18 protein-coding genes are annotated in these 19,248 nt (G+C 38.1%); 9 read left to right on the plus strand and 9 right to left on the minus strand.

Features of this window, described 5'->3' with window-relative positions; translation table 11 throughout:
- Positions 1–78: 78 nt before the first annotated feature.
- Positions 79–1,485 (plus strand): DEAD/DEAH box helicase, encoded by a 1,407-nt coding sequence (locus CIK00_RS04440; protein WP_101767719.1) that lies wholly within the window; start codon positions 79–81, stop codon positions 1,483–1,485.
- 108 nt (positions 1,486–1,593) lie between these two features.
- Here the strand turns inward: CIK00_RS04440 and CIK00_RS04445 are convergent, their stop codons facing one another.
- A complete protein-coding gene (locus CIK00_RS04445; protein ID WP_227990383.1) occupies positions 1,594–2,640 on the minus strand; it encodes an endonuclease/exonuclease/phosphatase family protein in 1,047 nt (348 codons plus the stop codon).
- A 134-nt stretch (positions 2,641–2,774) separates the two neighbouring features.
- A complete protein-coding gene (locus tag CIK00_RS04450) occupies positions 2,775–3,386 on the minus strand; it encodes a 3'-5' exonuclease (RefSeq protein ID WP_202820802.1) in 612 nt (203 codons plus the stop codon).
- Positions 3,387–3,621: 235 nt separating this feature from the next.
- Between CIK00_RS04450 and mrdA the strand changes: the two genes are divergently transcribed.
- Positions 3,622–5,598, plus strand: coding sequence for a penicillin-binding protein 2 (gene mrdA / locus CIK00_RS04455; RefSeq protein ID WP_101767722.1), 1,977 nt, complete (start codon positions 3,622–3,624; stop codon positions 5,596–5,598).
- Between the two features lie 45 nt (positions 5,599–5,643).
- On the opposite strand, the gene CIK00_RS04460 is transcribed toward mrdA, so the two are convergent.
- The 3 genes from CIK00_RS04460 to CIK00_RS04470 form a co-directional block, all read right to left on the minus strand.
- Entirely contained in the window at positions 5,644–7,401 is a 1,758-nt protein-coding gene (locus CIK00_RS04460) for an ATP-binding protein (protein WP_101767723.1), read from the minus strand.
- A gap of 1 nt (position 7,402) precedes the next feature.
- Positions 7,403–7,942, minus strand: coding sequence for a heme NO-binding domain-containing protein (locus CIK00_RS04465; protein ID WP_101767724.1), 540 nt, complete (start codon positions 7,940–7,942; stop codon positions 7,403–7,405).
- A gap of 192 nt (positions 7,943–8,134) precedes the next feature.
- A complete protein-coding gene (locus tag CIK00_RS04470; protein ID WP_232604373.1) occupies positions 8,135–8,677 on the minus strand; it encodes a hypothetical protein in 543 nt (180 codons plus the stop codon).
- Between the two features lie 222 nt (positions 8,678–8,899).
- On the opposite strand from CIK00_RS04470, the gene CIK00_RS04475 reads away from it, so the two are divergent.
- The 6 genes from CIK00_RS04475 (at position 8,900) to CIK00_RS04500 (ending at position 13,966) form a co-directional block, all read left to right on the plus strand.
- Positions 8,900–9,334 carry an Ivy family c-type lysozyme inhibitor gene (locus CIK00_RS04475; protein ID WP_101767726.1) on the plus strand — a complete coding sequence of 145 codons (435 nt, stop codon included), beginning with the start codon at positions 8,900–8,902 and terminating at the stop codon, positions 9,332–9,334.
- Between the two features lie 318 nt (positions 9,335–9,652).
- Entirely contained in the window at positions 9,653–10,108 is a 456-nt protein-coding gene (locus tag CIK00_RS04480) for a YhfG family protein (protein ID WP_232599583.1), read from the plus strand.
- A complete protein-coding gene (locus CIK00_RS04485) occupies positions 10,101–10,703 on the plus strand; it encodes a putative adenosine monophosphate-protein transferase Fic (RefSeq protein ID WP_101767727.1) in 603 nt (200 codons plus the stop codon). Before CIK00_RS04480 ends, CIK00_RS04485 begins: the two co-directional genes overlap by 8 nt.
- Before the next feature lie 629 nt (positions 10,704–11,332).
- Entirely contained in the window at positions 11,333–11,761 is a 429-nt protein-coding gene (locus tag CIK00_RS04490; protein WP_080156043.1) for a hypothetical protein, read from the plus strand.
- A 145-nt stretch (positions 11,762–11,906) separates the two neighbouring features.
- Complete coding sequence (locus CIK00_RS04495) at positions 11,907–12,812, plus strand: AbiTii domain-containing protein (protein WP_080156042.1); 906 nt, start codon at positions 11,907–11,909, stop codon at positions 12,810–12,812.
- 569 nt (positions 12,813–13,381) lie between these two features.
- Positions 13,382–13,966, plus strand: coding sequence for a hypothetical protein (locus tag CIK00_RS04500; RefSeq protein ID WP_080156041.1), 585 nt, complete (start codon positions 13,382–13,384; stop codon positions 13,964–13,966).
- Positions 13,967–14,192: 226 nt separating this feature from the next.
- Here the strand turns inward: CIK00_RS04500 and CIK00_RS04505 are convergent, their stop codons facing one another.
- Together CIK00_RS04505 and CIK00_RS04510 are read right to left on the minus strand one after the other, a co-directional pair.
- A complete protein-coding gene (locus tag CIK00_RS04505; RefSeq protein ID WP_101767728.1) occupies positions 14,193–14,579 on the minus strand; it encodes a hypothetical protein in 387 nt (128 codons plus the stop codon).
- A gap of 99 nt (positions 14,580–14,678) precedes the next feature.
- A complete protein-coding gene (locus CIK00_RS04510; RefSeq protein WP_101767838.1) occupies positions 14,679–15,419 on the minus strand; it encodes a nitroreductase family protein in 741 nt (246 codons plus the stop codon).
- A gap of 362 nt (positions 15,420–15,781) precedes the next feature.
- Here CIK00_RS04510 and CIK00_RS04515 point away from each other — a divergent pair, with 362 nt between their 5' ends.
- Positions 15,782–17,488: an SgrR family transcriptional regulator gene (locus CIK00_RS04515; RefSeq protein WP_101767729.1), complete on the plus strand. Its 1,707-nt coding sequence runs from the start codon at positions 15,782–15,784 to the stop codon at positions 17,486–17,488.
- A gap of 20 nt (positions 17,489–17,508) precedes the next feature.
- On the opposite strand, the gene CIK00_RS04520 is transcribed toward CIK00_RS04515, so the two are convergent.
- Positions 17,509–17,991: a hypothetical protein gene (locus tag CIK00_RS04520; protein WP_101767730.1), complete on the minus strand. Its 483-nt coding sequence runs from the start codon at positions 17,989–17,991 to the stop codon at positions 17,509–17,511.
- A 216-nt stretch (positions 17,992–18,207) separates the two neighbouring features.
- Positions 18,208–19,215 carry a low-specificity L-threonine aldolase gene (gene ltaE, locus CIK00_RS04525; RefSeq protein WP_101767731.1) on the minus strand — a complete coding sequence of 336 codons (1,008 nt, stop codon included), beginning with the start codon at positions 19,213–19,215 and terminating at the stop codon, positions 18,208–18,210.
- Positions 19,216–19,248: the final 33 nt, after the last annotated feature.

Consider the following 19,248-nt stretch of genomic DNA (forward strand, 5'->3'; position numbering starts at 1 on the left):
TAGGGTGATTGCTTGCTTATCATCAGATGAACAAGCTACTACGCTACTGTGCGTTTATTTTATACAAAGAGAGATGCTATGAGTTTTGCCTCTTTAGGCCTATCCGCCCCAATTCTTGAAGCCGTTGCTAAGCAAGGCTACGAAAAACCATCCCCAATTCAAGCGCAAGCAATTCCAGCAATTTTGGAAGGCAAGGATGTCATGGCGGCGGCACAAACGGGTACAGGCAAAACAGCAGGTTTTACATTGCCGCTGCTAGAGAAATTATCTGGTGGTCAACCTGCTCGTTCACATCATATTCGTGCACTTATTCTAACACCAACCCGTGAGCTTGCGGCTCAAGTTGCTGAGAATGTTGCAAAATATAGTAAAAATTTACCGATTAATTCAGCCGTTGTATTTGGTGGTGTAAAAGCCAATCCACAAATAAACCGTCTACGTCAAGGTGCTGATGTTTTAGTTGCAACACCTGGTCGTTTAATGGATTTACACAACCAGAATGCGGTTAAATTCCGTGATGTTGAAATTTTAGTTTTAGATGAAGCTGACCGTATGTTAGATATGGGCTTTATTCGTGATATTCGTAAAATTTTAGCGTTATTACCAAAGCAACGTCAAAACCTATTGTTTTCAGCGACATTCTCTGATGACATTCGTACGCTTGCTAAAGGCTTAGTGAATAATCCTGTTGAGATTGATGTTAATCCTCGCAACCAAGCGGCACCGACGGTTAAGCAGTGGATTTGCCCTGTTGATCAAAAGAAAAAAGCAAACTTATTAACGAAGTTGTTAAATGAGCGTAGTTGGAAGCAAGTGTTAGTGTTTACTAAAACTAAACATGGTGCAAACCGATTAGCGACTCACTTAGAAAGCCGCGGTATTTCATCTGCTGCTATTCACGGTAATAAGAGCCAAGGCGCACGTACAAAAGCGCTAGCTAACTTTAAATCAGGCAATGTTCGTGTACTTGTTGCAACAGATATTGCAGCTCGTGGCTTAGATATTGAACAATTGCCGCAAGTGGTTAACTTTGAATTACCGCATGTTGCTGAAGATTACGTTCACCGTATTGGTCGTACAGGCCGTGCAGGTTGTGTTGGCGAAGCTATTTCATTAGTTTGTGCTGATGAATACGGCGATTTAATTGCCATTGAGCGTCTAACGAAGCAAATATTAGATCGTGAAATTGTTGAAGGTTTTGAACCATCGATTAATTTACCAGCGTCAAGATTAGACACACGTCCTCTTAGCAAGCCTAAAACAGCTAAGAAGCCAAATGCTAATGGCGAAAAGCGTACTTTCTCTAACAGTAAGCCTTCTGCTCGACGTAAAGCAACACCTCGCAGTGATGATGCGCCACGTAGTGAAGGTGCAAAACCTGCTCGTAAGCCACGTCCTGCCGATGCTAAACCTAAAGCAGTAGATGGTAAGCCACCTCGTCGCACACCGCAACGTAACCGTAAGCCTGCTGCAACGGTAAACTAAAGTCGCTATTGCGGTTTAATAAATCGCTTTAGTAAATAGACTTAATAAAAACCAGTGTTAATGATGATGAATCATAACGCTGGTTTTTTTTATCTATAATTTGTGTAATTAACATCGTAATGACAATGTCACACAGGGAAGAGCATGGTCAGTACTATAACCATCTTCTTCAAAGCTGCTGTTAACTAGGTGTTTATCTTCCGTATGATAATGGCTGACTTCAAATAATGAACCGCGGTATTGGGCATTAAACTCTTGTGATAATAAAATATAATCAAGTACTGAGCTTTTTGCACCAAAGTAATGCGTTGGTGGTCGGGACAATGTTGCTTGTTCAGTATTTTGGGTAAACAACGTCCAACTATCGTATAAACGGTAATAACCAATTAAACGCTCAATATCACTGTCAGACATGCCAAAAACATTGCCAGCGATCAGTTGTTCTAAACATGAGCTTGATAGTTCATCATTAAAGTCGCCCATTAATAACATTGGTCGAGCGCTTGATTCACGTTGTTTTAAAATGGCTAACAATAATAGATTCGCTTCAGTGCCGCGTAACATCGCTGAGCCCCAACTGCCTAAGCGTTGGCCTGCAAAACGTGATAATGCAGTGTCTGATGGAACAATAGTACTAGGAAGTGGATCATCAAATAATGAACGTTTTGATTTGAAATGCGTAACATAGCAGTCAGTTAAGCCAATATGTGGAATATTAATTGTGGCTCTAAGGGGCTTTCGACTAAAGTGAAAATCGTGCAAACCCAATAATGTAGCAGCTTGTTGATCGGCTGTTACGGTCGATATTTCAGTAATAGGAAATTTTGATGCGATAGCAACGACAGGGCTACGGTAAATAAAATCATCAATCACTGTGGGAGAATCAATTACCGCATAATAAGGGTAACCCGCTTTTTCCAACAGAGATTGCAGACTCTCACTACTGAATACTTCTTGAAAACCAATAATGTCAGGTTGGTTTTTATCAAGAAATCGAGTTATCCATGCTTGTTTTTTATGCCATTGTTCAAGGGTATAAATATTTTGAAAATCATAATAAGCCATTGGTGGCTCAAGATAATTTAATAAGTTAAAACTGGCAATTTTAACGGTAGGTACGGGCACTTCATAAGAAGGCTGATTAACGTTTGGCACACTACACACTCTCAGTAAATATAAGCCGAAGTGCATGACTTAGGCTTTATGATTACGCTAAATTATTGATATGTAGCATACCAGAGTGAGACATTAATAACAGTGATGCTTTGAATGTGGGAGAAGACCTCCCGCTAACAGAACACTTTGTTGATATTGGCTTTAGGCGTTTTAGCGAATTTTTGCATTAATGAAAATGGTATATCGTTAATGCCATATTGATGTTTAATATCATCAATCATTGTTAGCCATAATCGGGCCGTCATTTCCGAATCTGCTAATGCTCGGTGAAAGACACCATCATGGTGAATATGTTTATATTCTACTAAAGTGCCCAGCTTGTGGTTGGGTGCATGTTGGTATAAACGTCGAGCAATTAGCATTGAACAGGCAAATTGTTCACGGTATTGACGACCAATAATATCTAATTCAGCAGTAAGAAAACGTTGATCAAAAGAAGCATTATGAGCAACAAGGTTAGCATCACCAATAAAATCAGCGAAATCAGCCATAACGTCTTCACAACAAGGTGCCGTACGGAGCATATTATTACTAATGCTAGTATAGTTCTCGATAAAACTACTGACACGAAAGCCGGGATTCATTAATTGCTGGAAATGCGCAACTACCTGACCATGTTCAAGTTTAACCGCACCTATCTCAATGGCTCGATCACCTTGGGCTGGTGATAAGCCCGTTGTTTCAAAGTCGAGTACGATAACGCTATCTGCGGAACGAGAATTAATCATTTTTTAATCTTTAGCTATTAAGACGAGCCGTATTGTAGCGTGATCATTAAGGTTGTAAATCGTAGGTTGTGAATTTTATATCACTTTCAATAACAAAATTAGCAGTAAACATCAGTATGCTATTATTATTTAAACTATGCTGGCATATTGTATTCTATAAAAGAATCAATACGGTGTTATTATTTGAGGATTAGCGAATTATCGCCCCGATTATGAGTCAATTAAACGTTCTATGAAGAAAAAATGCTACCGTCAGATTCGCGATCATAAACAAGAAAAAGCCTTATTTATTCGTCGAGCCATTCAAGCTTTTATTGGCATTTTGATTTTAACTTGTGTGTTGATTGCCAACCTTTATCATTTACAAGTACAGGATTATAGTCAATATAAAGCGCGATCTAATAATAATAGTATTAAATTGATCCCTGTCGCGCCTAATCGTGGTCGTATTTATGATCGTAATGGTGTGATATTGGCGGATAATATTCCCGTTTGTTCATTAGAAATAACACCTGATCAAGTAAAAAATCTGCCACAGGTATTAAACCAACTTCAGCAATTGTTGGGAATATCAGATCAAAATATTACTGCGTTTAATAAAGCAAAATCACAGACTCAAGCCTTTAAACCTGTAACGCTCATTGCGCAGATGAATAACAAACAAGTAGCGGTATTTTCCGTTAATGAATTTGAATATCCTGGAGTGAATGTTGATGCGCATTTAGAGCGCTATTATCCTTATGGTGCCGCATTAACACATCTATTAGGTTATGTTGGGAAAATTAATGATCGTGATATTGCAGCCTTAAAAAAGAGCGGTGAATACGAAAATTATAAAGCAACCCGTACTATTGGTAAGTTAGGCATTGAACATCACTATGAGAATATTCTTCATGGTAAAACTGGCTATGAAACAGTTGAAGTAAATAGTCATGGTCGCGTTGTACGAACATTATCTTATGTACCGCCCGTTGCAGGCAAAGATCTAACGTTAACGATTGATATTAACTTACAGCTTTATGCGCAAAAATTATTGACATTACAACAGCAAGATCCAATGACAGGCTTGATAGTAACGAAAGTTCGTCGAGGCGCTATCGTGGCAATGAATCCGAAGAATGGGGCGATTTTAGCCATGGTTTCAAGTCCGAGTTATAACCCGAATTTGTTTGTTAATGGCATCTCATCGAAAGCCTATGCCGCATTACTGAATGACCCCGCGCGTCCGCTTATTAATCGCGCGACTCTAGGTTTATATCCGCCGGGTTCAACTGTAAAACCTGAACTTGCTGCCGCTGGTTTAACAACAGGGGTCATCACGGTACATACGGTGCGTAATAACCATGGCTGGTGGCGTATTCCTCATAGTAAAAGTCGTAAGTTCAGAGATGATAGAAAGCAAGGCTTTGCCAATGTTGATATCTATAAAGCGATTGAAAAATCAGTGAATACCTATTTTTATCAAGTGGCTTATGATTTAGGCATTGATCGATTATCAATGTGGATGACTAAATTTGGTTATGGTCAACACTCAGGTATTGATATCGATGAAGATTCAACCGGTATTATGCCTACTCGAGCATGGAAAATGGCGCGTTTTCATCATCATTGGATGCAAGGGGACACTGTACCACTAGGAATCGGTCAAGGATATTGGACCGCAACCCCGATACAGATAGCGAAAGCGACCTCAGTTATTGCTGAAGACGGTATTGAGCATCGTCCTCATTTATTAAAAGACATCATTGATGGCAAGGTGCAGCAACCGATTACTTTTGCTGATTTTAAACCTCTGACCTCAGTACCTCAAAAAGATTGGGCGATCATTAAAAAGGGCATGGAGCTTGTTGTTGAAAAAGGAACGGCTAGTCGAATGTTCCAAAATATGCCATTTCAAGTGGCGGGTAAAACAGGTACAAGTCAGGTCTATTCAATGAAGGATACTGAACATTACAACGCGAATGAAGTTGCTGAGCATTTTAAAGATCACGCTTTATTTACGGGTTTTGCTCCTGCTAATGATCCCACTATTTTAGTGACGGTGGTGTTAGAACATGGTGGTTGGGGTTGGCATGCTGCTCCTTTGGCGCGAGATATTATGGAGTATGTTTTGCTGAAACCGACATTACATCCTCAGCCTAATGAGTTAGTACAACAGCCATCACCATCACTTGTGGGGTTACATTCGCCCCAAACTAAACAGCCATAATGATGAATGGGTATTAATCGGTAATAGAATCGTTTAGCCGTGATGTTAAGTCTTTGACTCACGGCTAAAATGAGATTGATGCGAGCTATTAAACCATTTGTTTAGCATCGCGAGTAATTCAGAGGCCATGTAAGGTTTACATAAAATATCGTCCATACCAGCGTTAATACACGCTTCTCGCTCGGCAGTTGTTGTACCTGCCGTTAATGCAATAATAGGTTTGGTGAAATGTTGTTGACGTAAAATTTTGGTGGCACAATAGCCATCCATAATCGGCATACGACAATCCATCAGTACAATGTCAAAAGGTTGGTTGGCAATGATATCTAACGCCGCCTGACCATTATCAACGATAGTGACATTAATCTTATGTTTTTGAAGCATTAGTTGAATGATCATTTGGTTTGTTTTTAAATCTTCCACGACCAAAATATTTAATTTTTGTAATGCTTCGTGTGTAATTGGTGGATGATTAGAGAGTGTTTCATCACGTGTGCTTATTGTTAATGGCAGTGATACTGAAAACGTAGTTCCTTTTTTAGGCTCACTCGATAACGTAATATTACCGTTCATTTGTTCACATAATTGTTTACAGATTGCCAGTCCTAATCCAGTACCTTCATGGCTACGCTTACTTGATATATCGATCTGACTAAACGGTTTAAATAATTTATGTTGTTGCTGTTGTTCAATACCGCAACCACTGTCTTCTACGGTAAATATTAGACGATTATCCTGCCAACTAAATTTTGCACGTACAAACCCTTGATGGGTGAATTTTATCGCATTAGCAATAAGGTTAACGTAGATTTGTTTAAGACGATCTTCATCTGCATTAATTGAACGTGGAATATCAGTATCATAATCAATGGTGAAATCTAACCGTTTTTCTAACGCACGATGAGAAAATATATCCCTTAATTTAGTGACTAATAAATGGCTATTAAAGGGTTTTTCTATTAGCTCTAACATGCCAGCATTTATTTTACTGTAATCAAGTAAGTCGTTAATAATAGCGCGAAGTAGTTCGCCGGAATGATTTAATGTGGTTAATAATTTATTTTGATTAGCATTCAATTCTGTGTCTTGTAATAGCTCGGCAGTTCCTAATAAACCATTAAGGGGAGTACGTAATTCATGGTTAATCATCGCCAAAAAATCACGGGTTGATTGCTCTGAATCCTCAGCACGTTGACGGGCATGAATTGCGCGGCTTAGTGTAATTTGACGCCCAATAGCAGATCGAAATAATTCACAAAAAAGTGCTAGATGCTGCTGAATTATGGTTGTTCTATTTGTCGGGGCCGATATTCTTGCTGCAAAATACCCAACAATATCATTGTTATTAATTAATGCCGTCCAGTAAAGGTTGGTTGTTGGATCCCATAAAGAGATTTGATTTTTAAGAGCGGCTGGTGGGCACCATATCTGTTCACGTCCACTGCAATAATCACCACTAATGGTAATGTTTTCAATGGGCATAATGGAAATATGACAGGCAGTAATGTAGTAGCCATCAATGAGGCTTTCGATTAATTGTTGAATATTGTTACAAGAGGGTGCTTGTTTGAGAAATAACCGTGCATAAGTAAGGAGTAAATTTTCTATCTTTGTTTGATAGGCGAGTTGAGCAGAATCTAACTCTGCTTGTAGTCGTAGTTTTTCTAATGATTTTTCTAATATGTTATTAATTTCAAAAAGTTCGCGGCTTTTTATTTCTAATAATTTCTCAGCCATAATACGCGAAGCATGTTCTCGCTCTAGTTTGCGTTCTAATAACATAATATGGCGATTGGTATCCATGTTAGTCACCAGTGAGTGTTAATGAAAATCGGACATGACTTTGTGAGGCATTCATAGGTTGCATTGCGATTGTTAATGATTGATTAAAATAACTAGCACAGCCTTCTAATACGCCCATGCAAACGTACCCCATGCAACGAGCTGAATGATAATCTAAGATCATGGTTGATTGGGTTTGATTACTAAATGTGAATTTAGGTGGTGTTACATCAGGATAGAGTTTTTTGACTTCAATATGAATATGTCGTTCGACTTTTTCAATAAAGCTAAAAGTATCATCATTTTCAATATCAGGTATGGGTAGTGCTTGTAATAGTGCAGGAAAAACTAATCGACCATAGGTTTGCTGTAGATCTTGTGCCGGAATGTGAGTGATATGGCTTAAGCTCATGATGAGTTTAATTAACCGACGATGATCATAGCTGCCAATAGTGGTATAAACACCAGCATCATTAGCATGATCAAACATTTGCTGACTTATTTCTAAACCAAATTGTGTTTCTACAATCGAAATAAATTCAGTAAAAATAATCCCTTTCATATCGTCCCTTATTATCTAATACTGTCCAGTTAGTGTAATTATTATGCAACCAATCACTAAGGGGGACGTTGTGTTAGTAATTATGGCAGAGTTTATTGGTGCGTCAAAAGGGAGTGTAAAGAACATTATATATTTGAGAGCTAGGTAGTAAAAATATCAAGATGTAATATAACTACATCTTGATTATCAATATTATTTTTGCAGTATTACTGTTGCAGAGGTTTGTTGAGCAGTATGTAATAAAAACTGCTCCATGTTTTGCATCAGTTGGGTCTGATTAGGCAGTGGTAATGCATGGATATCACTGACTAATGATATTTTTTTATCATCGTTAATATCAGTATAAATCATACCTGTTGCTGCAGGTTTACCGTTATAAAAACCCACATACAGTTGTGCTTTTGTTTCGGCTTCAAACATAATCTGAGTCAGGTATTCAACAATAGCTTGTTGTTGATCTTCTTGTTGCCAATAGCTTGAATAAACCAATGCATAACGGATAGTGAGGGGATGACAATCAACAGGATAAAACGTTAACGATGATTCACTTGGAGAGATAATTGAGTCAATGATCTGTGTAGACAGTTCTGAGTGTGCGAGTTGATACAGATGTAAACCTAGTTCACTTAATGGGGTTGGAAATTCAGCATCAGTAACATGGCTAGCCATCCACGCGTTTTTTAAAGTAATCAGTTTTTCTGTAATTAGTGGCATATCATCACTTCTTTTATTCAATTGCTGACACCATAACCTAAATCACAATAATAGGGTATGCTATTTGATTTTTTTCGATAAAATCAGTTGTTACATTGTGTTGTGATTGAATTAAATATACCCCAGTAAGATTTAATAGACAGTTAAAAGAATAAAATAATAGTCGTTATATGTGGTATCGCTATATGATGTTAATTACTTATATTTTAATTATAAACCTAACTATTGGTTACAAGAGTCAGAATGAAAAAATTGGTATTAGTAGCAGTAATCAGTGTCATGCTTGTGGGGTGTAATAATTCTCATACATCGTCAACTCAGCCGAGTGCTAAAATTGTGACAACAAATGCAGTTCAATCGATAGCGAGTGTTGAAAAACAGCTTCCAGACTGGATAAAAGATGACATGGTAACATCACCGTTAGAAGCGATTGTGATGGGCGGCGATACTTACGATGCTGTTTCTTTTTGTAAACCTCATGATTGTGCCAGTGATTTTATGATCACCTTAACGGCCGATAATAATAAAAAATATTCAATGATTGTGCATGTGAAAGATGTGCCTGATGCATTGAATACCCCAAGTATTTACGCAACATATCAATATATTGGTCAGCCTGATCAGCAAGTAAAAAGTGTATTCACACAAGCCTTGAGCCAAAATCCCAACTGGCAATAAAACTCACCGCGCTACAATTAGTGGTTATCAGAAATAGAGCGTTCAATTTTGTATTGAGGGCTCTGTTTGTTCACCACGCACTGAAATCTTCATTGAATCGTATAGATATGGGTGTCCAGTATTTCTGTGGTGAACCATAAACATTCCTGCTAGTGAATGCCCAACTCACCCCGTCATTCCCTACAGTGAGGTTACGAACGAGATAGGGAATCTACTATCAGCGCGTTGTTGGGCATTAACTGTAGCTTTCAAAATATGGCAATCATTCTCTTTGAGTTGTAGACTAATATTATTTCCGCATAAATGTGCGAGGTAAGCATGAAGTACGAATTATTAGTTTTAGCTGCAATGACACGATTAGAATCTCCAAATACTCAAGCTATTGTTGCTGCTACTGGGATCTCTGAACGTAAAGTACAATCTGTAGTTAATTCACTAATTGAAAACCTAGGCTTAAATATTGAAAGAAAGCGTCAAGGTCGAACCTTTCATTTTTCTATTAATAGTTGGGGTGTTTTTGAATCAGGGAAAGCGATTCAATCTCAACTTAATAATATTGATTTGGTGATGCCTAGTAATTCAATACTTTCTTCTTATGAAGATAAACATGCCTATTTCGAGCAAGTCAAAATGGATAACTTTAAAGAAAGTATGCGTTTAGAAGGGCATGATATTGCTAGTGATTTCGATTTATCACTCGATAGAGAGCAACAACGTCAAATATTGTTAAATAAATACTCAAACGTAAATTCGTTAGAGGCACTCAATGGCTGATAAATATGGAACAACACATGATCCTTATACTTACGAAAATAGTACGGTTCTAGTTAATAAGCTCAATATTAATAATGAAGCAGTATTAGAGGCTGCTGAGCGTGATTTAACGACGTTAGCTGCAATGTATGTGGAGTTTCAATTACCTCCTTACGACTTTATTTATTTGTGTTCAATTCACCGTATCTTGTTCTCTGATCTATTTGAATGGGCTGGCGAGTTAAGAACGATTGATATTTCAAAAGGAAATACACGCTTCTGCAATGTTGCTAGAATTGGAAAAGAAGCGAATAATCTTTTTTCAATGTTAGAAAAAGATAAGTATTTAGTTGATCTATCATTCGATGAATTTCTTACTAAATTAGCTGAGTATTATTGCGATATTAACGTTCTACATCCATTTCGTGAAGGTAATGGTCGCACCCAACGTTTGTTGTTTGAACACATTGCAATTAACTGTGGTTACAATATTAATTTTTCTGGTATTACGTCTGAACAGTGGGTAACTGCAAATATCCATGGTTATCATTGTAATTATGCGCTAATGAAAGAGCTATTTTCTGTTTGTGTAACTAAAGCTGAAAAGCGCAGTTAACAAATAAGCACATGTATCGCGCAGCCGACACCTATTCGAAGTGTTGGACAAGCCCAAGCCACTTTATATAAGTAAATATTGCGAATGTCATGAGGGTGATGCTGCAAAGATATCGAGCGTTATCTTTTGCGTGAACCCATCAATTTAATTCATTGATTTATAATTAGAGCCTTTTTAATTATTACGTGTTAATGCCATTGTCTTTGTTATTTTTGCTGGTGTCTTTAAGGCTCGATCACGTGGTGAATAGATCACGGATAGCTTCGTTCTTCAACTTTCGAGATGACGTATAATGGGCTGAGTGCATACCAAACTCCGTCATTCCCTACAGTGAATGCCCGCGAGGGCGATAGGGAATCTACTCACAGCGCGTTGAGTTTTCAAACTAAATATACTTCTGCCCAATATTCTTATATTAATTATTAGTAGAAAAACCGAAACTAAACGGCGAGTGCCCGATTTTGTGATTACTATCGGGATTAATAACTAAAAATGTATCTGATTTATAATGCTTTTTATATTATTAGAAGATAAATATGGGCGTAGGTTCAAAGAACAAACTCGGGTAAGTTGTTAATATAATAAGTTATTATGCGCTTAATTGTAATAATAAAGAGAGGTGTCGGTTGTTGATTGAGTTGGTAGAGAAGTTTTGTTCAGCATTTGAAGATGAATTGAACTCTTCAGAATACTTAGATAGTGAGCTATGTTCTTTCCCAAATGGTTCATGTGAAGCTACAAGTCAAATGCTTGCTCTGTACTTGCAGTCAGGTGGTATTGCCGATGTGGTTTATACAAAGAATGAAACTGAACAGCTAAAAGTTGGTAGCATCCATTACTGGGTTGTCGTTGAAAATAAGGTAATTATAGATCTGACCGCACATCAATTTGATGAGTTTAAAGGTACCCATGTATGTTCTGTTGACTCTGAATTTCATAGTCTTTTTAGACAGTTAAGTACAAGTGTTCCAAATAAGGAAAGCTTGTGGCGACCATTCACTTGTGACTCGAATATCAAATTCTTTGAAAGAGTCATGGTACGTTTAGAACGCGCATAACAAATGCATCAACACGATTTGCTACATTCGGCGTTGTCGGTTTGCCTTTAGTTTCAGTGATTAAGGTAGTAAAATTCAGCTAAGTTTGTATCGTAGCAAACGTGTTATGCAGGCGTTATGCATCAAATTTGAGTTTGGTAAGTAAATGAAGTTAATCGAAGAAATTATCGAGTTGTTAAGCTCTGGCGAAAGCAACTTAAAAGTAGCATTGTTGAAAACAAAAGTACTTCTTCACCAGTTAGGTGAGAAAGAGCTTTTCGATTGGGTTGATAGTGAGCTCAGAGGATATGGAAATCGTGAGTCTGTTCCCTCCTATAGGAAACTACATCTTACAGTTAAAGGCAATTTGAGTAATTCTGTATATAGATACCAGAATCAAACTCTGCCTTTGATGCACTTAGATGATGAAATACGTGAAAGGCTAGACACTAAATACTTGATGGATAGTATTGTTGTTGTCGAGCAGTATTCAACTCAAGAAAATTTACAGGTAAGTATCGCACCTGAGTTCTATCCACTCCTGTCTGAGGGTTTTGATGATAGCTATGGTGTAGAAACCGCTTGGGCTATTCATTCTGCTGGTGCGATGACGCAAATATTGACAGAGGTTACTACTCGACTCTTAGATTTCGTCTTGGAATTGTCTGAAAAATTTCCAAATGAAATGGCGTTGAGTGATATGAAAACAAGAGCTAAAGAGGTTGGCGTGTCAGATTTATTTAACAATGCAGTTTTTGGTGATAATGCCACTATCGTAGTTGGTGATTCAAATACTCAAACTATTCGTAATACTGTAAACAAAAATGATATGGCTTCCTTAATCGAAGTCCTCAAACAAAATAAAGTTAGTGATGAGGATATAGAGTCACTTCAAGTTGCAATAGAAACCGATAAAGGTAGTACGGAAGTAAAATCTGGTAACTTTGGTTCATCCGTATCGGGTTGGATGGGCACTATGGTATCTAAAGCAGCATCTACGTTATGGGATGTTAAGGTCGGTGCTGCTGGTAGTCTACTGGCTACAGCTATCGGCAAGTACTATGGATTTTAATGTATAACAGATAAGGATATGTGTCGCGCAGCCGACACCTATTCAAGTGTTGGACAAGCCCAAGCCACTTTATATAAGTAAATATTGAAAATATCATGAAGGGTGATGCTGCAAAGATGCCGAGCGTCATCCTTGGCGTGAACCAATCAATTTAATTCATTGATTTATAATTAGATCCTCTTTAATTATTACGCATTAATGCCATTATTTTTGCTATTTTTGTTGGTGTCTTTAAGGCTCAATCCCGTGGTGAATAGATCACGGATAGCTTCGTTCCTCAACTTCCGAGATGACGTATAATGGGCTGAGTGCATACCAAACCCCGTCATTCCCTACAGTGAGGTTACGAACGAGATAGGGAATCTACTATTAGCGCGTTGTAGAGTAAAAAACTGGAAACTAAACGGCGAGTATCCGATTGTGTGATTACTATCGGGATTAATAACTAAAAACAGATCTGATTTATAATGCTTTTATATTATTACGAGATAAATATGGGTCTCCATTTAAAGAATAAATTTGGATAAGTTGTTAGCTTATATAAATTGAATTTGAGAGGAAGGGTAAAATTGTCATTAACTGAAAAGGTCAGCGTAGTAATATCGCTATTGAGTTTTTTTGCTGCTAGTGCGAGCGCTATTGCAGCATTTCGTTCATATCAATTGTCAAAAAATCTTGCGAAGGTCTGTAATTTATTTCCTAGTGTCCATAAAAATCGTTTGATTATCACATCTACTTCTACAGCTGAACGTTTACTTGCTCATGAAATTAAAATAAAGGTACATCGTTCTTGGTTTAAAAGTGATTGTTATTCAATAAGTCAACTTTATTATGTCCATGAGTGGTTTCAAAAATCATGTCATTATGATGCTGTTTTTCCTACGTTATTTGAGCGAGGGTTAACTATTGGGGAATCTTATGAATTTCCAATAGCTGAATTATTTGAAATTTCAACAAATCGAATTATTTTACAAAAAAATCCTATTGGATTAAAGCCAGACACTCTTGTTTCTGGAATGAAAGCAACATTAATTTTCATGCTTAATGGTACTGCTTACAGCGTTAAAATAATCATTAATCAAGAGTTAATTGATGAGATAATTAGCGGAAAGAAAACGTATTCTCATTTTAGATTAAGGCAAAATATAAGCTAACAAATAAGGATATGTGTCGCGCAGCCGACACCTGTTCAAGTGTTGGGCAAGCCCAAGCCACTTTATATAAGTAAATATTGAAAATATCATGAAGGGTGATGCTGCAAAGATGCCGAGCGTCATCCTTGGCGTGAACCCATCAGTTTAATTTGTTGATTTATAATTATATTTTTTAATTACTACGCATTAATGCCATTATTTTTGTTAGCGTCTTTCTTGTTTATCATCACTCAATAGTTTCAAAGTAGAATTTGTAATCACGAACGCCATCTATATGAATGCCTTTTTCTCTTAACTCAAGATATTGTTGAATCTTAATGGTTCTAAAATCCATCGCCTTGAGTGCCAGAATTATTCGGAGTTCATCCATTGGGCGCGATTTAGCATCAGAACTACAGCTGCCACAAACAACATGTGCTTTTTGTTTAAAACCAACCTGATTAAGCCAGTTAAGATCTTTAGTTTCTTTACGTATGCCACAAAAGTAACAACAATTTTGTTGTTTTAATACAGCCTGTTCCCTTAAAGCTTTAGGGCTTGATGATTTGGCTGGTGGGGGAGTGTTCGTCTTTTTATTCTGACTGAACATAGAAAGCTGAACGACATTAGACATTTGAATTACTCTTACTAACCAAGGGATAGCGCATATAACAGAACATTAATGCCATGCGCTTTTGTATTTTATTGCTTGTGTATTCGATGAGTCAAACTATCAAGCATGCGTAATGATGATCTCTTGATTATCAACCCGTTGACGCTCGCCATAAATACCTTCATCTGTGCGCTTGCCACAGCTAACAATCATAGTTATTTCATCGTTGCTTTTAAGGCCAAGTAAGGCTTTAGCGCGTTTAGAGTCAAATCCTTCCATTGGGCATGTGTCATAGCCTTCTGCACGCATTGCCATCATAAATATCATTGCTGCCAGTGAACTGCTTTTGTGCAAACAAACCCGTAAATCTGCTTTACTCACTTCACGCATCATTAGCTTGTTTCTACCTAAAAATGCACAAATTAAGCGACGACCTAAGCCCAAAAGACCAAATCGGTCATTACGATACACAAGCGGGATCAGTTTTTCATAATATTTAAGGGCGCGTTTAGAGGCTTTGTCATTACGGCCTTTAAACATTTCTCGAATGTGGGCAGCATTAATGCGTGTGCGCTGTTGCCATTTATCAGGTGTGATCACAAATGCGATTAATTCATTTGCAGTCTTAGCTGCATTTTGACCCATACAAAGTGTGGCTAATTGTTGGCGTTTATCATCATTAATCACGCGGTGGAACTGCCATAATTGCATATTGGAACTGTTGGGTGAAAGGGCGGCTAATTCTAATGCGCGAGCAACTGCTTGATGATCAAACTCGGCCGTTAAATCATATTTACGTACCGAACGGCGACTGTGAACTAAAGAGGAAAAATCGTAAGGTTGAGAAATAGATTCAGGCATGATGATAATGGGTTTTAAGGAATAGAGGGTTATGTTTTTACCTATATTCGATTCAATAAGCAACTTCTGTCGTTATGTTTGTGTCGCATGACAGAGTTTGATGTAAGAAAAGAGGAAAGACTGGCTGATATAATAAAATGCTTATATCAACCAGTGTTATTAATGATCACTCAGGAGTCGCAACGGTTTGGGGGAACACATTGCAGACAATGTTCATTAACCTTGTCAATACATTAAACGCCACAGAGTTAACATGCGTAATTTTGCTCTGTGATGATACGTTTTTGTTTTGACATGCTCTATTTTAAGTTAAAGTAGAAAAGTTAAAAGAGTATAAATCGATAAATAAGGTTCCCCTTTTTATGAGTGGTCAACGGCTTAAATTGCAATTTCAACGTTTGTACAATCACTTTGGTGGTGATTGCACTGAGACTAACCTGCAAGATATCTCTGAAGTTCTGTTTTGTACGCGCCGTAACGTGCGAATGGTGATCAATAAGATGGTCGAGAAAGGTTGGGTTGACTGGCAACCCGCTGTTGGCCGAGGTAAACAGTCGCGACTTATTTTTAATAATACAGACAGCGAGTTACAGCTTCACCATGCCCGTAAGTTAGTGGCTGATGGTAAGTTAGAGCCCGCTTTGGTGGCCTTGGATAATAATGCTGAAAAATTGGTACAGTTGATTCAAGAACAATTGGGTATTTCACATCATCAAGGCAAGCAAATTGTCCGTTTACCTTATTATCGTAGCTTTGAAAATATCACACCGCTAAAGCCATTACGCCGTTCTGAACAGCATCTTGTAAGGCAAATTTTTAGTGGTCTAACGCAGCTAAAAGAGGAAAAAGGGGAACAAGAAACGGTTATTGGTGATATTGCCCATGCTTGGGAAGCGATAACACCACGGCATTGGCGCTTTTATTTACGACCAGCGATTCGATTTCATGATGGTCGATTGCTTGATAGTAATGATATTTTTGCGACGTTTTCAGAAGTGAAGCAGTTAGCTTTATTTGCACATATCGATAAAGTGTCGTCACCGTTTATTAATATTATTGATTTTCATTTATCTCAAGATGATTATCGCTTTCCTGATTTATTAGCCAATATTTGCGCGATGATCCAGCCTGCTAATCATGCTTTGATCTCTGATTATAATACTTTCCCGATAGGCACTGGCCCTTATAAAGTGGCGGTTAATGATAAGCAGCGGTTTAAACTTGAAGCCTTTGAGCATTATTTTGGTTTTAGAGCGTTAAGTGATGTGGTTGAAGTGTGGATATTAAATCATTTTGCTGCGTGTTATTTACAACCGACCTTGGGGGATAAACTTGAGCAACATGTTCATATTTCATCGCGCTTATCCATGGATCAAGGCTGTACCTTCTTATTGTTGAATCGTATTTCTGGTTTAGCACAAGATCCACAATGGCTGCGTTATTTTCAATCACGGTTATATAGTTTAAATGTGATGCGTGAGATGGATTTAACACAGGTAGGGGATTTTAAGTTATTTAATGCTTATGGGTTATTACCTGGTTGGATCCATACTCAACAAGTGCCTGAACCTGTTGTTATGCCGCATAAAAGAGTAGTGACACTGGCTTACCAACATGAACATCCTATTTATCCGTATGTTGCCTCTTTGATTGAAAAAATCCTGATGAAAGATGGTATTCGGCTAAATATAATGGAATTAAGCTATGAAGATATCGTTCTAGGAAAGCACGCTGAAAAGATTGATATCTGGCTAAATGGCATGAGCCTGGGAAGCAATCGGAGTGATGCTATTCTGGCGTGGTTGCATAATTTTAATCATATTCAGCGCGTAATGCCTAGTGATGAATTTAAGCAATTACAGCAAGTGATCAGTGAATGGCGCTCAACGTCAACTACCAAGTTTCCCGGTGATATTATTGGTGAAACATTATCGCAAACAGGGCAAATTATTCCGCTCTTCCATAACTGGTTAGGCGTTGATGATAACGTACAACTGCAAGGAATGGAGTCGAACTTACTCGGGTGGTTTGATTTTAAATCGGTATGGAGTAAGCCTCAGTCATCGTAGTTATTATAGTTGTCATGGTACTAATATCTAAGGTTAAGATGTTGTTGTGCCGCCATAAAAATAACATGCAGATCGATCAAATCACGACGTTGTTGTTGCCAGTGTTGCGATTGCCAGTGTTGCGGTTGCTGATATTGGCAAAATTCTAATAACTTAACAATGATGCTATCGAGCTTTTTTAAGCCCCAGCGTTTCGTGGTTGCACCTTGTTGTGGATCACAGATAAGTGCTTGTAATTTGGCATAGGGTAATTGGATATAAGTAAAGGCGAGCTCTGGTTGTTGTTGGCGATGAAATTGGCTGATTTTTTGACACCCATCAAGCCAATAAGCCAATGCTTCCTCATAGTTATGATTATTTTGTTTATTTGGGTTTAGATTTGGCGCGGTAAATAAACGCGCTGGCGTGGCGCTAATGATCGCGATAAGAGGCTCAATATTGTGAGGATTATCTTCACGGTACCATGTCTTTATAGTGGCGATCCATAACTGTAAATCATCCATATATTTATCCTTGTCTAGTAACTTGAAGCATCAGCTTATATGGTGTTTTTATCTATTATTGATACTAGTTATAAGCGTAGTTTAGGATCGTAAACAAGAGGGGTGATTTTGGTGTTTTTTTTGCTTGGATGTGACGTATTTCTAACATTTAAATAAAGCCCATATCCACTTATGCGTGTATGGGCTATTCGTTTTTGTCAGCGGATTAACAGGCTATTACAATGCGCTTTTTAGTGCTGCAATAAAGGTGTCAATATCGGCTGTTGTGATATCAAGATGAGTGACGAAACGCATTGGGTTGCCGCCACTGATTAAGATATCTTGCTGTTTTAGGGTTGCGATTAATTGGGTTTGATCAATGTGTTGATCAACCTTCGCAAACGCCATATTGGTTTGGATATGTTGTAGGTTTACGCTAAAACCGTCAACCGTATTTAACTGCTCTGCTAAGTAATGTGCGTTATGGTGATCGTCAGCAAGACGCTCAACATTTTCAGTTAATGCTAATTTACCCGCCGCGGCAATAATACCCGCTTGGCGCATACCACCACCCAGTACTTTACGCCAGCGGCGAGCTTTGGCAATTAAGGTTTTATCACCTAGTAATAAAGAGCCAACAGGTGCGCCTAAGCCTTTAGATAAACAAATCGTAAATGAATCAAAGTATTTTACAATTTCAGTAATATCTACGTTCATGGCAACCGCTGCATTATAAACGCGCGCGCCATCAAGGTGCATTTGTAAGCCGTGTTGATTAACAAACTCACGTGCTTGCTGAATGTATTCTAGTGGCAATACTTTACCATTAATGGTGTTTTCAAGACTAAGCAGTTTAGTTCGTGCAAAGTGTGGATCTAATGGCTTAATTGCAGCCGTTAGTTTTGAAAATGGAATACTACCATCGGCATCATTTTCTAATGGTTGTGGCTGAATTGAGCCTAATATTGCCGCGCCGCCGCCTTCAAACTTATAGTTATGTGCTTGTTGACCACAAAGGTATTCATCACCACGTTCACAATGCGCCATCAATGCCAGTAAGTTTGCTTGTGTGCCTGAGGTGCAATAAATAGCCGCTTCAAAACCATGACGTTCTGCGGCCCACAACTCTAAATCATTAACGGTTGTGTCATCGCCATAAACATCATCACCGACAAGGGCTGCTGCCATTACTTGACGCATTTTGTCTGATGGGCGAGTGACTGTATCTGAGCGGAAATCTATCATTTATTTTTAATCTTCCTTTGTCGTGTTTTTTTT

Origin of the sequence: Photobacterium carnosum (genome assembly GCF_002849605.1) — a bacterium.
Lineage (GTDB): Bacteria > Pseudomonadota > Gammaproteobacteria > Enterobacterales > Vibrionaceae > Photobacterium > Photobacterium carnosum.